At 52.9% G+C, this 13,241-nt stretch carries 16 protein-coding genes; 9 read left to right on the top strand and 7 right to left on the bottom strand.

Annotated features, from left to right (window positions below):
• Nucleotides 1–51: 51 nt before the first annotated feature.
• The 3 genes from C1A10_RS11855 to C1A10_RS11865 all read right to left on the bottom strand — a co-directional run bounded on the left by C1A10_RS11855 (nucleotide 52) and on the right by C1A10_RS11865 (nucleotide 1,608).
• Nucleotides 52–240 (bottom strand): ferredoxin, encoded by a 189-nt coding sequence (locus tag C1A10_RS11855; protein ID WP_101910457.1) that lies wholly within the window; start codon nucleotides 238–240, stop codon nucleotides 52–54.
• 114 nt (nucleotides 241–354) lie between these two features.
• Entirely contained in the window at nucleotides 355–942 is a 588-nt protein-coding gene (locus C1A10_RS11860) for an ECF transporter S component (RefSeq protein WP_101910458.1), read from the bottom strand.
• 255 nt (nucleotides 943–1,197) lie between these two features.
• Nucleotides 1,198–1,608, bottom strand: a complete 411-nt coding sequence (locus C1A10_RS11865) for a hypothetical protein (RefSeq protein WP_101910459.1) — start codon at nucleotides 1,606–1,608, stop codon at nucleotides 1,198–1,200.
• Nucleotides 1,609–1,830: 222 nt separating this feature from the next.
• On the opposite strand from C1A10_RS11865, the gene C1A10_RS11870 reads away from it, so the two are divergent.
• The 3 genes from C1A10_RS11870 (at nucleotide 1,831) to C1A10_RS11880 (ending at nucleotide 4,659) form a co-directional block, all read left to right on the top strand.
• Nucleotides 1,831–2,577: an alpha/beta fold hydrolase gene (locus C1A10_RS11870; protein WP_101910460.1), complete on the top strand. Its 747-nt coding sequence runs from the start codon at nucleotides 1,831–1,833 to the stop codon at nucleotides 2,575–2,577.
• Nucleotides 2,578–2,735: 158 nt separating this feature from the next.
• Nucleotides 2,736–3,887 carry a ribose-phosphate pyrophosphokinase gene (locus C1A10_RS11875; RefSeq protein WP_101910461.1) on the top strand — a complete coding sequence of 384 codons (1,152 nt, stop codon included), beginning with the start codon at nucleotides 2,736–2,738 and terminating at the stop codon, nucleotides 3,885–3,887.
• 265 nt (nucleotides 3,888–4,152) lie between these two features.
• Complete coding sequence (locus tag C1A10_RS11880; protein WP_180951119.1) at nucleotides 4,153–4,659, top strand: diguanylate cyclase domain-containing protein; 507 nt, start codon at nucleotides 4,153–4,155, stop codon at nucleotides 4,657–4,659.
• Between the two features lie 44 nt (nucleotides 4,660–4,703).
• Here C1A10_RS11880 and C1A10_RS11885 read toward each other — a convergent pair whose 3' ends face one another.
• Entirely contained in the window at nucleotides 4,704–5,840 is a 1,137-nt protein-coding gene (locus tag C1A10_RS11885; protein ID WP_101910463.1) for a DEAD/DEAH box helicase, read from the bottom strand.
• Nucleotides 5,841–6,050: 210 nt separating this feature from the next.
• Here C1A10_RS11885 and C1A10_RS11890 point away from each other — a divergent pair, with 210 nt between their 5' ends.
• From C1A10_RS11890 to C1A10_RS11900, 3 genes are read left to right on the top strand one after another with little or no spacing between them, the layout of a single operon-like run.
• On the top strand, nucleotides 6,051–7,304 hold the full coding sequence (locus C1A10_RS11890) for a competence/damage-inducible protein A (RefSeq protein ID WP_101910464.1): 1,254 nt from the start codon (nucleotides 6,051–6,053) through the stop codon (nucleotides 7,302–7,304).
• Complete coding sequence (locus tag C1A10_RS11895) at nucleotides 7,301–7,819, top strand: DNA-deoxyinosine glycosylase (RefSeq protein ID WP_101910465.1); 519 nt, start codon at nucleotides 7,301–7,303, stop codon at nucleotides 7,817–7,819. The genes C1A10_RS11890 and C1A10_RS11895 overlap by 4 nt, the downstream gene beginning before the upstream one ends.
• Entirely contained in the window at nucleotides 7,816–8,277 is a 462-nt protein-coding gene (locus C1A10_RS11900) for an S-ribosylhomocysteine lyase (RefSeq protein WP_101910466.1), read from the top strand. Before C1A10_RS11895 ends, C1A10_RS11900 begins: the two co-directional genes overlap by 4 nt.
• An 89-nt stretch (nucleotides 8,278–8,366) precedes the next feature.
• Here C1A10_RS11900 and C1A10_RS11905 read toward each other — a convergent pair whose 3' ends face one another.
• Nucleotides 8,367–9,968, bottom strand: coding sequence for a peptide chain release factor 3 (locus C1A10_RS11905; RefSeq protein ID WP_101910467.1), 1,602 nt, complete (start codon nucleotides 9,966–9,968; stop codon nucleotides 8,367–8,369).
• A gap of 393 nt (nucleotides 9,969–10,361) precedes the next feature.
• Here C1A10_RS11905 and C1A10_RS18520 point away from each other — a divergent pair, with 393 nt between their 5' ends.
• Nucleotides 10,362–10,526 (top strand): hypothetical protein, encoded by a 165-nt coding sequence (locus C1A10_RS18520; protein ID WP_180951120.1) that lies wholly within the window; start codon nucleotides 10,362–10,364, stop codon nucleotides 10,524–10,526.
• A complete protein-coding gene (locus C1A10_RS11910; protein WP_341456916.1) occupies nucleotides 10,493–10,870 on the top strand; it encodes an MGMT family protein in 378 nt (125 codons plus the stop codon). Before C1A10_RS18520 ends, C1A10_RS11910 begins: the two co-directional genes overlap by 34 nt.
• A 44-nt stretch (nucleotides 10,871–10,914) precedes the next feature.
• Here the strand turns inward: C1A10_RS11910 and mnmM are convergent, their stop codons facing one another.
• Both mnmM and C1A10_RS11920 read right to left on the bottom strand, forming a co-directional pair.
• Nucleotides 10,915–11,481 (bottom strand): tRNA 5-(aminomethyl)-2-thiouridylate-methyltransferase MnmM, encoded by a 567-nt coding sequence (mnmM, locus tag C1A10_RS11915; RefSeq protein ID WP_242968923.1) that lies wholly within the window; start codon nucleotides 11,479–11,481, stop codon nucleotides 10,915–10,917.
• A gap of 13 nt (nucleotides 11,482–11,494) precedes the next feature.
• Complete coding sequence (locus C1A10_RS11920) at nucleotides 11,495–12,247, bottom strand: exodeoxyribonuclease III (RefSeq protein WP_101911649.1); 753 nt, start codon at nucleotides 12,245–12,247, stop codon at nucleotides 11,495–11,497.
• A 148-nt stretch (nucleotides 12,248–12,395) separates the two neighbouring features.
• Here C1A10_RS11920 and C1A10_RS11925 point away from each other — a divergent pair, with 148 nt between their 5' ends.
• The gene (locus C1A10_RS11925; protein WP_101910469.1) at nucleotides 12,396–13,241 is read left to right on the top strand and encodes a patatin-like phospholipase family protein; all 846 of its coding nucleotides are present in this window, start codon (nucleotides 12,396–12,398) and stop codon (nucleotides 13,239–13,241) included.

The raw sequence follows: 13,241 nt of genomic DNA on the forward strand, positions 1-13,241 counted from the left end.
AGAAAGGAACCCCCTTGCCGCTTGCCGGCAGGGGGGTTCCTGAAATTTTGTTCAGCTAATGCTGATGACCGATACAGGACAGCCGTCGCGCGCTTCCTCGGCGGCATCCTCCTCTTCTTCGGGAATTTCATCCACATAAGCTTCCGCCAGACCGTCTTCCGCCATCCGGAACACCTCAGGGCAGGTTTCGGCGCAAAGGCCGCAGGAAATACAGCCGTCACGGTCGATGATTGCTTTCATAGCAACCCTCCTTTCCATTTTCAGGGGACGGCTATAGTATGGTCAGAGTTTACCAGGCACATACATTTTTAAAACTGAAAAAAGTGCCGCCCGGGCAGGGCGGCACAGTCTATGCTAATTTCGAGATGGAAACAGTTTCTGGCCGAACCCCGCGCGAAGCAGGGCGGCGCGGAAGACAGGCGCCAAAAGCACCGATACCACAACCGCAAACACCGCGTTGAATCCGGAAGTAATCAATTGGATTCCGCAGGCGGCAATCGCGGCGGAAAATCCGCTTCCCGCGAGCAGCAGGGTAATCAGGCTCTTTCCGATATGCAGTACCAGATAGGTTCCCGCGCCGGAAACCGCACCGATGATATTCCATTTGGTGTCCGTGCCTTTCCTCCCGTTCCAATGGGCAATCAGCCCGCATACAAAGCTCATAAGAAAGAAAAAGAGGAGTGTAAACGGGGCGCTTGCCGCAAAAACCGGATCGGTCAGATCATAAAGCGCCGAACCGATGCCTGCGGAGAGCCCTCCCCGGATACCCCCAAACAACAGTCCGCTAAGCAGGCAGACGATGTTGCCGACCTTCAGCATCGTGGGGCCCGCCGGCGTAGGAATCGGCCCGATTTTCAGAAAAGCGGTTGTGACAAAACATAAAGCCGCCATAACCCCTACGATGACGATATCATAGGTGGAAAAATGCCTGGATGAACGCATGGTAAAAACCTCCTCAAAAAATCTGTCCACTGTTATTATATCGTTCCCAATTTAAACAGGCAAAAAGCCTGACAGCAGGAGGGGTCTGCCGGGGAAGTAGGTTATTTGCACAAATGCGGTCTTTAAAAATTTTAGAATTTAGAGAGAAAATACAGCCCGGTTCCGCCCGCCGGAGCGGAAAAAACCGGACTGCAAAAATGTGCATAAATGGTATAGGGAAAGAGTTCCTGAAGCTGTGAAGAAGGTAGAATTTTATCATTCAGCGGCAAGATAAGCCGCTCTTCCTTTTTGTGTAACGGTAACGACTCCGCGTTTGACAGCCGCAGTGTCAAACAGGAATCCAGGCTTGCCGCGTCCTTCCTCCACAAGCCCGCAAAGCTGCGCAAACAGATCGCTGTCGTAATAGATCTGATAATCCGAGCGGGCGGAAACGGGCAGATGGAAGCAGACCTGAATCAGCCCTTCTTCGCACATTTCCCGAAGCAGCGCGCCTCGGCTTTTTACAGCCTCCATGGTATCGTGTATATCCTTGATGCGGACAAAATCCAACGCGGTTGAGATTAAATCGCTTTCGCGGCTGCTGCGTAACTCAAACTTTGCCACACAATACCGTTTGCAGTTCTTCACATCGGCAATCAGCGCCTTTTGCTCTGGGGATAGTTCCATGATGAATCCTCTTTTCTTCCGGTTAAACCGGATAAACTTATTTTATCATTTCGTCATTTTTGTTTCAATAAAATTCGAAAACCTGTCCAAAATTCAGTAAGAGATGATTTTTTTCCGAATCCATACCGCTGTTACTGTTGGAAAATTTTTCTTTTTGTTGTAAAATAAGAGAAATAAAGCAGAGCCGCGGATCGCGGCGAATCTGCGGTAGGAGGTGCTAAAATGCCGGAGTTTTTTGTGGACGGCGCATCGCTGCACTACGAGGATACCGGAGAAGGCGAGCCGTTATTGCTGCTTCACGGTAACGGGGAGGATCTGCACTATTTTGATAAGCAGATCCCTGTATTTGCCCAGCGGTACCGGGTGATTGCGATGGATACGCGCGCTCACGGAAAATCAACCCACGGAGAGGGCGAGCTTCGTTTTGAACGGCTTGCCGACGACGCAGCGGCGCTTTTAAAACATTTGGGGATCAAAAGCGCCCATCTGCTCGGTTTTTCCGACGGAGGCAATACGGCAATGCTGTTTGCGCTCAGGCATCCGGAAATGATTCGTTCCCTGATTCTTAACGGTGCGAACGCAGACCCGTCGGGCGTAAAACTGTTTTGGCGGATTTTTACATGGATCAGCTATTGGCTGCTGTTTCTATTCGCCCAATTTTCTGAATCGGCAGGATATAAGCGGGAAGTCATAGGGCTTATGGTCTCTCAGCCACATCTTACCTCGGTCAACTTATCTGCGATCAGAATACCTACGCTCGTGGTGGTGGGGCAACATGATATGATCCGCGCGTCCCACAGCAGGATGCTTGCAAGGAATATCAGGCACGCAAAGCTTGTAGTCGTTCCGGGAGCCGGTCACGCGGTGGCCCGGAAAAAGCCGGAAACATTCAACCGGATTGCGCTGGATTTTTTTCAGGACCCCATGAAACAAACGGATGAGGAAGCCGGGCTTTTGCAGGAGCAATAAAAGGGAATTCTTTTACGGCGCGCAAATTGACAATCGATGTCTGTGTGGTTATAATAAAATGGCTCAATTGCGGATATGCTGGGATTTCCGGCCGAAAAATGAGTGAAATTGGAAAATGTGCGGTTTAAAGAACCGAAAAAGAAAAGGAGCTTATGCAAATGGCATCACAGATGGAAGTTGGGGATTTTTTTAATTTGGAAAACCGGGTGGCGCCCCTTGGCTTGGTTGTTACCGAAGGTGCTCAGGAACTCGGTGCAAAAATTGATGCCCACCTGACCAAATGGGCTGCGGAAGGCGGCAAAGATATTGAGACCTTTATTGTAGAGAGTGAATGCCCGAGGTTTTCCTCCGGAGACAGCAAGGGCCTGATTAAATCCACGGTTCGCGGTGATGACCTGTTTTTTCTGATTGATGTCGGTAACTATAGCTGCACATACGATCTCTTTGGCGAAAAGAACCATATGTCGCCGGATGACCATTTTCAGGATTTGAAGCGCCTGATTCAGGCGGCATCCGGAAAAGCACACCGTATCACTGTTATTATGCCCATCCTGTACGGCGGAAGGCAGCATCGCCGCAACTACCGGGAATCCCTTGACTGTGCCTGCGCCCTGCAGGAACTGCAGGCAATGGGCGTTTCCAACATTATTTCCTTTGATGCGCATGATGCCCGCGTGCAGAACGCGATCCCTCTGATGGGATTTGATAATGTCATGCCTTCTTATCAGGTGCTGAAAGCATTGTTCCACAATGTTCCCGACCTTATGCTGGACCGGGATCATTTTATGGTGGTCAGCCCGGATGAGGGCGCCATGAACCGCAATATGTATTATGCCTCCGTTCTTGGAGTGGACCTCGGCATGTTCTATAAGCGCCGCGATTATTCCCGCGTGGTCAACGGGCGCAACCCGATTGTCGCCCATGAATATCTGGGTACTTCCGTAGAAGGCAAGGATGTTTTCATTACAGACGATATTATTTCATCCGGCGAATCGATGCTGGATATTGCCTATGAGCTCAAAAAGCAGAAAGCCCGCCGTATTTTCTGCTATGCGACCTATGCGATTTTCACAAATGGGCTTGACCCGTTTGACAAAGCCGTGAACAGCGGGGTAGTTGACGGCGTATTCGGAAGCAACCTGACCTATCGGAGCCCCGAACTGCGCCGCCGGGAGTGGTTCTATGAAGTGGATGTTTCCAAATATATCGCTTATTTCATTGCGGCAATTAATCATGACATGTCTATCAGCTCTATTATTGACCCGCATGAAAAGATCAAAGCGCTGCTTGCAAAGCGTAAAGGCGAATAAAAACAGGAGAGGCCGGCGCTTGCTTTGCTCCGGCCTTTTCCCGAAAACAAAAGCCGATCAGATTGTAGGACTGTAATATCATAAAAAATTAAAATGTACGAAACAAAACATTTAAATTTCGCCAATTTCAGTCGATAATCACAATGTAGGTAAACTTGTTTTACAGCGAATGATCGTTCTGCAAGCGGGTGTCAGGCTGTTCACGTACATCATTTGTAAATGCGCATCAGGCTGGTGCTGTCTCAATAAAAAGGAGGTGCACTTGTTGCTACAAAATGATAAACGTTCTGTCTACGAACAACAGGACGTCAATCTGCTGGACTTGGAGATGGAAACTATCCGCAGTGTGGAGACGGATTTTTCCATTATCCTGTCGGAGTTATCGGAAGCCCAGGAATATGATGGAGCTTATTGTTGTACCTATGAGGGCTTCAAGAACATTTACCGGTTTGTCACGCGAAACACCAAACGGAGCAGGCAGCCCTGCTATCTGGTGCTGTATACGCTGATCGACCGCAATAACGATGTGCCTTCGGCCAGCTTGGGGGATCGGGCTATCCGTATTCTCAAGGATGCGATTTCCCGCTCGCTTCGCTGTGGGGATTTGTATGCGCGCTACAGCTATTGTCAGTTTGTTGTGATATTGCCCGGTGCTTCGGATGAAAATGCGCAGAAGGTTGCGCAGCGCGTTTTGGAATGCTACAGCAGCTATGGCACGATCCCCGGTATCCGGCTCACCTATAAACTCCACCCCCTTGCGGACGATGAATAAGAAAAAAGGCTGTCTCACTCCGTTGAGACAGCCTTTCATATGCCTTAAGCTTCCACAAGTTCTCCTTTTTCATTAAAGCGAAGTTCCACCACATGGGCACGGGCGTATTTCAGAATATTGCGCAGGCGGGGAAGCTCTTCCCGCGAATAAAAGATATAGGAAGTTCCTTCTTTTTTTGCCCGCCCGGTGCGCCCGATCCGATGCGTATAATATTCATTCTCCGTGGGAATTTCAAAATTGAAAACGGCATCCACATCGGTGACATCGATCCCGCGCGCGGCCACATCGGTAGCCACCAGCACATCAATTTTGCCTTCGCGGAAATCGGACATGATTTTATTGCGTTCGGACTGGCGCATATCGCCGTTGAGACAGTCCGCATTGAACCCCTTTTCCCGCAGCATGCTGGAAAGGCTGGTGGTGGAATATTTGGTGTTGCAGAAGATCATCACTCTGTGATATTCATAAAACTGCATGATATATACCAGATCCGCGAATTTCTGCCGGCCCACGCTTTCAATCATATATTGTGAAATCTTCGGCTCGTTGTCCTGCACCGGCTCTACGGTAAGCTCCACAGTGTCCCGCTGGTAAAGCCAGCCGATATCCATAACCTCGCGGGAGATGGTAGCGGAAAACATCACCATCTGCTTGTCCTTGGGCAGGCGGTCAAGAATTTTGCAGACATCTTTGTAGAAGCCCATATCCAGCATTTCATCCGCCTCGTCGAGGACGGCGTATCTGACCGCTGAAAGGTTGATTGTCCGGCGGTGCATATGGTCGAGCATGCGCCCCGGGGTGGCGACGACAATCTGCGCGCCGCGTTTGAGCGCGTTGATCTGCTTGTCGATCGGCTGTCCGCCGTACACGGAAATAATTTTAAGCCCCTGCTTGAAAAATGCCAGCTCCCGCAGCTCGTCGCAGATCTGGGTGGCGAGCTCACGGGTGGGACAGAGCACAATCGCCTGCAGTCTGGGGCTGGAAAGGTCAACCTTTTCAATCAGCGGGATACCGAAAGCGCAGGTTTTCCCGGTGCCTGTCGGCGCTTTCGCAATGATCTCGTGCCCTTCCAGCATGACGGGAATGGCTTTTTCCTGAATTTCGGTCATTTCTGTGAACCCCATGCGTTCCACAGCGTTCAGCAATTCCTCAGAGAGGGGCAAATCGCGATATTTTGCCATCTACTATTCAAACTCCTTTATTAAAAACGGCGTCATAACCGTTTAAATAAGCATCTTTTATGTATTATAGCACATACCTATCCTCACCGTAAAGGTCGGAATGCCAATTGCCGGCGGAGGAAAGACATGAATTCGAAAAAAAGAATGCTGATTGCACCTATTCGTGGTATAATAAATGCGCTAACCGCGAAAGAAATGGAGTGAAACCGAATGAAAGATTCAGCCGAAATTCTCTGTATCGGAACTGAAATTTTGCTGGGAAACATCGTCAATACCAACTCGGCGGTGATTTCCCGCGGGCTTGCCGATATCGGCATTGACATGTATCACCATACGGTCGTGGGCGATAACCCGGAACGCCTGAAGCAGGCGCTGGATATCGCTTTTTCCCGTAATAATATTGTCATCACCACCGGAGGGCTCGGCCCCACCTATGATGATCTGAGCAAGGAGACGATTGCCGAATATTTTGGCATGCCGCTGGAAATGCACCAGCCGTCTGCGGATTTTTTGACTGCCTTTTTTAAAAAGGTGGGCCGGGAAATGACGGAAAACAACCTCAAGCAGGCGATGATGCCAAAAGGCTGTATTGTGCTGGAAAACCATAACGGGACCGCGCCCGGCGCGATTCTGGAAAAGGACGGAAAAGTAGCGGTCATGATGCCCGGCCCGCCCCGTGAGATGGAGCCGATGTTCCAAAAGCAGGTTCTGCCGTGGCTGATGAAACGTTCTCATCAGGTGTTCCGCTCCCACTGCATCTATTTCTTCGGGATCGGCGAGAGCGCGCTGGAATATCAGCTGCGCGATCAGATGCAGGCCATGAAAAATCCGACCCTGGCGCCGTATGCCAAGGAAGGGGAAGTGATGCTCCGTGTCACCGCCTCCGCCAAAACCGAGGAGGAAGCGGAAGCGCTGATGCAGCCGGTCCTGAAGGACTTGCAGGAACGGTTTCCGGATCTGATTTACGGCGTGGATGTGGACAACCTCCAGACCGCGGTTGTATGCGCGCTCAAGGAGAAGGGGCTGAAACTTGCGACGGCGGAAAGCTGTACCGGCGGCTATCTTTCCAAGCGCATCACCGATGTGCCGGGAAGCTCGCAGGTATTTGACTGCGGCGTTACCAGCTATGCCAATGAAATCAAAGAGAAGGTGCTGGGCGTCAGCCATGAAACGCTGCAAACATACGGCGCCGTATCCCCGCAGACCGCGCGCGAAATGGCGGACGGCGCGCGCAGGATTTCAGGGGCGGATATCGCCGTTTCCACAACCGGAATCGCCGGCCCTGACGGCGGCACCGCTGAAAAACCGGTCGGGCTGGTCTATGTGGGAGTCAGCAGCGGATGGCACAGTGATGTAATTGAGCTGAAGCTTGGCCGCGGATATGCCGCCGAGCGCGACCTGATCCGTTATGTCGCCGCTTCCCATGCGCTGTCCCAGGTTCTGAAAGCCGTCCGGCTGAAATGACGGGGAGCGGAAAACCGGAGCGTATTGTCCATGAGATTTCCCCCGTTTACGATACGCGCTCCCGCGTGCTGGTTCTGGGAACCATGCCGTCGCCCAAGTCGAGGGAAGCGGGCTTTTTCTACGGGCATCCGCAGAACCGGTTCTGGCGGGTGATGGCGTCTATCCTGAAAAGTCCATTGCCCCGGACTACGGAGGAAAAACGGGCGCTCATGCTGGAAAACCGGATTGCGCTGTGGGACGTACTTCATTCGTGCATGATTGAAGGGGCGGGGGACGCCAGTATCCGGGATGCCGTCCCGAACGATCTTACGCCGATTCTGCGGGCCGCGGACATCCGCGCCGTTTTTACCACTGGGACAAAGGCGTTTGCGCTTTACAACCGTTATATCCGGCCAAATGTCGGCAGGGAAGCGATTCCGCTCCCTTCCACAAGCCCCGCAAACTGCGCACAGTCGCTGGAAAGCCTCTGCGGGCGGTATGCGGAAATTCTGACTTATTTGGAGGAACTGCCATGAATAAAATTGCCAGTTTTTGCGTCGATCATACAAAATTGAAGCCGGGCGTCTATGTTTCTCGCGTGGATGGGGACGTGGTAACCTATGATATCCGTATGCGGCGCCCGAACTGCGGAAACTATCTGGAAAACGGTGTGCTGCACACGTTTGAGCACCTGTTTGCCACCTACGCGCGCAACAGCCGGTTCAGCGACAGCATCATCTATGTGGGACCCATGGGCTGCCGCACAGGGTTCTATTTCCTCGTGCGCGATAAAATGTCCCATGAGGACGTCATCAGGCTTTTGCAGGAGTCGTTTGCATTTGTAGCCGCTTTCGAGGGGGACATTCCGGGAGCCGCCGAGTCGGAATGCGGGAACTATCTGGAGCATGATCTGGAAGGCGCCAAACGGGTAGCCGCGGAAATGGGCGAAGTGATTAAAGACTGGACGCCTGAAAAGACGCGCTATGAAGCCTGACCTCCGGACACGGTTTGTCTGTAAGAATTCCATAAAAACGAAAAGCGCGCTGTCCGGCTGAATACCGGGCAGTGCGCTTTTGTTTATCATCACCAGCGTCCGAATTCGGTCAGGCGCAGGTCGGGGTTTTTCTCGAGCGCCCAGCGGATATTCCATTCGTTGGTGAAAAGCAGCAGGAAATTGCCTTTGAAGTCCTGCACGATTTTCGTATCGGAGGTGAGGTCGAGCTTTTTCAGGTCGCTTTCCTCGTAGTCATTTTCAATCCAGCGGATAAACTGGTAGGAGAGGTTCTCCCGCCTGATATCTACGCCATATTCGTTTTTCAGACGGTATTCCAGAATTTCAAACTGTAGGACGCCGACAACGCCCACAATGACTTCCTCCATGCCCTTGAGCGGTTCCTGAAAAATCTGGATAGCGCCCTCCTGCGCAATCTGCGCGGTGCCCTTGATGAACTGCTTGCGCTTGAGGGTGTCCACCTGCGTGACACGGGCGAAGTGTTCCGGCGCAAAGGTCGGGATACCCGCGTACTCCAGCTTTTGTCCCGGCATGCAGATGGTGTCCCCGATGGAAAAAATGCCGGGGTCAAAGACGCCGATGATGTCACCGGCGTAGGCTTCCTCAACAATTTCACGTTCCTGCGCCATCAGCTGCTGCGGCTGGGAAAGCTTGATTTTTTTGTTTCCCTGCACATGCCAGACTTCCATGCCCTTTTTAAACTTACCGGAACAAATCCGCATAAACGCGATACGGTCACGGTGCGCTTTATTCATGTTCGCCTGAATCTTAAATACAAAGGCGGTAAAATTCGGGTCGAACGGGTCGACCGTATCTTCACCCGCCTGACGGGGCAGGGGCGAAGTTGTCAGGCGGAGAAAATCCTCCAGAAACGGTTCCACACCGAAATTTGTGAGCGCAGATCCGAAAAATACGGGAGACAGCTGCCCGTTCTGCACCGCGTCCGTGTCAAAGTCATAGCTTGCCCCGTCGAGGAGCTCAATATCGTCCGAAAGCTGCCGATGCAGATGTTCGCCCAACAACTCATCCAGACGGGGGTCGCCGGGCTGGAACGCCTCTTTTTCAACTTCGCGCTGGCCGTTTGCGAATTCGCCGGCGGTAAACTTGATGACCTCTTTCCGGTTACGGTCATAAACGCCTTTAAACTCTTTCCCGCAGCCGATCGGCCAGTTCATGGGATAGGTTTGGATGCCAAGCTCCTGCTCAATCTGTTCAAGCAGATCAAACGGGTCGCGTGCCTCACGGTCCATCTTGTTGATAAAGGTGAAGATAGGAATATGCCGCAGGACGCAGACCTTGAACAGCTTGCGGGTCTGATTTTCCACACCCTTGGAAGCGTCGATGACCATGACGGCGGAATCCGCCGCCATCAGTGTCCGGTAGGTATCTTCCGAGAAGTCCTGATGTCCGGGTGTATCCAGAATGTTGATGCAGAAGCCCTCGTAATTAAACTGCATCACCGAGGATGTAACCGAAATTCCGCGCTGTTTTTCAATTTCCATCCAGTCGGAAACGGCATGGCGCGCGTTCTTTTTCCCTTTGACCGAGCCGGCCAGCGCAATGGCGCCCCCGTACAGCAGAAATTTTTCCGTCAGCGTTGTTTTGCCCGCGTCCGGATGGGAGATAATCGCAAAGGTTCTCCTGCGTTTTATTTCATCAATATAGTCAGACAATCAAATTCCTCCAACCTGTAAACCACCCGGACATACCGGCTGTATAACGCCGAAAGGCGGTCACAAAGCATTAACCAAATTATTTTACCATTTTTCCCGTTCCTGTGCAAGAAATCCCGCGAAATTATTTCTGCCGCCGCCAAAGTGATCCCCATGTTTTCAGCCCGCGCGGGTTGGCGGAACCGCGGATTTATGCTATAATAACCGCAGAACAAATAGCGAAGCTGTTTGTGGCCACGCTGATGTGCCGCGCTGCGGATGTTCAAACATAATCCAGCCGACATTGTCGGCTATCGCCGCTTTACGGCGAATCAAACCATAAAATGGTTTGTAATTATGTTATAATAACCGCAGAAACAACCGGGCATGCCGCCCGGAATTGGGAGGATGCGCATGGGGCCGGTTTATTATACTGTCAGACAGATTAACGGAGAGTATGCACAGCTGATAACGGACGACGGGGTTGAGAACACAGTGGCTATGGCGCTGCTGCCGCCCGAAACGGATGAGGGGATGCGTCTGCTGTGGGAGAACTTTCTCTATTCCGTAATCGTCTGAACAAGCAGATGCGTGAAAAGGGGAAACATCAGATGAGCTTCTATGAACTGGTATACGACGCGGTGCAGAAAATCCCGAAGGGCCGGGTCGCATCTTACGGACAGATTGCGATGCTGTGCGGAAATCCCCGGGCGTCCCGCGCGGTGGGCGGCGCGCTCCACCAGAACCCGCTGCCCGGCGTCATCCCCTGCCACCGCGTGGTGAACCGAAATGGGCGTCTCGCGCCCGAATTCGCGTTCGGCGGGCCGGAGGAGCAGAAAAGGCTTCTGGAGGCGGAGGGCGTCGAGGTAGGGGACGATCACTGTGTCAATATGGCGCGCTATGCATGGTATGGCGAACCGTGAAGCAGAGCAGGAAAGCGGCTGCCCGGGACCGGGCAGCCGCTTTTTCACAGTTCCTTGATGATGTAGGCGAAGATGGTGGGGCAGTTGGGGCGGTTGACAAACTGGCTGACCACCACGGTATAACACTGGGAATCAATGGTTTGAAAATAACGGAGAAGGGCATCCCGCTCTTCAAACCCGGATTCCCCGCCGTAGTAGATGCACATGCTGATCAGCCCTTCCGGACGGACAACCCGCATGGCGGCCTCAATCGCGGGGATACTGGTTTCCGCCCGCGTAAAAATGGAGTGGTTGCCTTTTGGCAGCCAGCCGAAGTTGAACGCGACGCAGTCCGCCGTTTCCGGCTTGACATACCCTTCCATGTTGCTGTGGCTGTCCAGAATCAGGCGGGCATTGGAGAGCCCGCGCTCTTTTAACAGTTGGGTGGTGCTGTCCAGCGCGTCCTGCTGGATGTCAAATGCAAGCACCTGCCCGTCCGGCCCTGTCAGGCCGCACAGATAGGCGGTATCAAATCCGCGCCCCATCGTCGCGTCGACGCAGAGGCCGCCGGGACGCACAAATTCCGCCAACATTTTGTGCGAGAGGGTCAGCGCGTTGTAATTTTGCGGCATGATGAACGCTCCTTCAGAAAATCTCCAGCTCCACCGGGCAGTGATCGCTTCCGGTGATTTCCGGATGGATTCTGCTGTCGTGCATCCGGTCCCGGAGCCGCGCGGAGACCAAAAAATAGTCGATGCGCCAACCGGCATTGTTTGCCCGAGCGTTGAACCGGTAGGACCACCAGCTGTAAGCGCCGGTCAGCTCCGGATAAAAATGGCGGAACGAATCGATGAAGCCGCTGCCGAGCAGCGTGGTCATTTTAGCGCGCTCCTGATCAGAAAAGCCGGGGTTTTCCCGGTTGGTCTTCGGATTTTTCAGGTCGATTTCCTCGTGCGCGACGTTGAGGTCCCCGCAGAGGATGACCGGTTTTCTGGCGTCAAGCCCCATGACGTAGGCGCGGAAATCCTCCTCCCAGCGCATGCGGTAATCGATGCGGGCCAGCTTGTCCTGCGAGTTGGGGGTATAGACATTCACCAGAAAAAACGAATCAAATTCCAGCGTGATGACACGGCCTTCGTGGTCATGCTCCTCAATCCCCAGCCCGTAAGAGACCGAAAGCGGAGGGATGCGGCTGAAAACCGCCGTGCCGGAATAGCCCTTGCGTTCCGCGCTGTTCCAGTACTGCAGATAGCCCGGCAGGTCGACCTGCGCCTGTTCGGGCTGCATCTTTGTTTCCTGCAGGCTGACGATGTCCGCGTCCAGCGACGCCAGCGATTCCAGCATGCCCTTCCCCAGGCAGGCCCGCAGGCCGTTCACATTCCAAGAAGCCAGTTTCATCCAACCATCCTTTTCCATTGTGATTCTTGCTTCAGCATACCATAGCTTGCCCGAAAAGGCAATCATTCCGCAATTCTGTACAGCACTGGACATCCATGGGGAAATTTAGTAAAATAAAGGATAATCAGATAAAAGCGGGGAAAAGACAATGAAAACAGGTTTGGTTCTGGAAGGCGGCGGAATGCGCGGCCTTTATACGATCGGTGTTCTGGACTGCCTGATGGACAGCCAATTTATGGTGGACTATGTGATCGGCGTTTCAGCCGGGGCCTGCAACGGGGTTTCCTATATTTCCGGCCAGCGGGGGCGCAGCCTGCGGGTCAACACCGGTTATCTTGGCGATGAGCGTTATGTCAGCCTGAAGAGCTTTCTCAAAACAAAATCCATGTTTGGGATGGACTTCTTATTCGACGAAATCCCGAACCGGCTTGAGCCGTTTGACTATGACGCGTTTTTCGCCAATCCCTGTGAATTTACAGCGGGTGTAACGGATGTCGAAACCGGGAAGCCCGACTATTTTGATAAATCGCATTTTGACCATGACTGCACGGTGCTGCGGGCATCCTCTTCCATTCCGGTGTTTTCGCCGATTGTCCATTACCGCGGCGGAAGCTATCTTGACGGCGGTACCTCCGACCCGATTCCGGTGAAAAGGGCCCTGGAGGACGGCTGCGATCGGGTAATTGTGGTTTTGACGCGCGACGCGGGCTATGTCAAACGTCCGGAAAGCTTCCGGCCTGTCTACCGCCGCATGTTCCGGGATTATCCGGCCATGGTGGAGACCCTTGATCACCGGCATGAGGCGTATAACCAAACCCGTGCCGATCTGCACGGTCTTGAAAAACAGGGCAGGGCAATTGTAATCGCGCCCGAAAAGCCTGTGGAAATCAGCCGGTTTGAAAAGAACCTCAAAAAGCTGACGGCGCTTTACAAGACGGGGATGACGGACGCCGCAAAACGGCTCGCTGCCCTGCGGGAATTTGTATCTGTATAA

This window comes from Marasmitruncus massiliensis, from assembly GCF_900186535.1.
GTDB classification, from domain to species: Bacteria; Bacillota; Clostridia; order Oscillospirales; family Ruminococcaceae; genus Anaerotruncus; species Anaerotruncus massiliensis_A.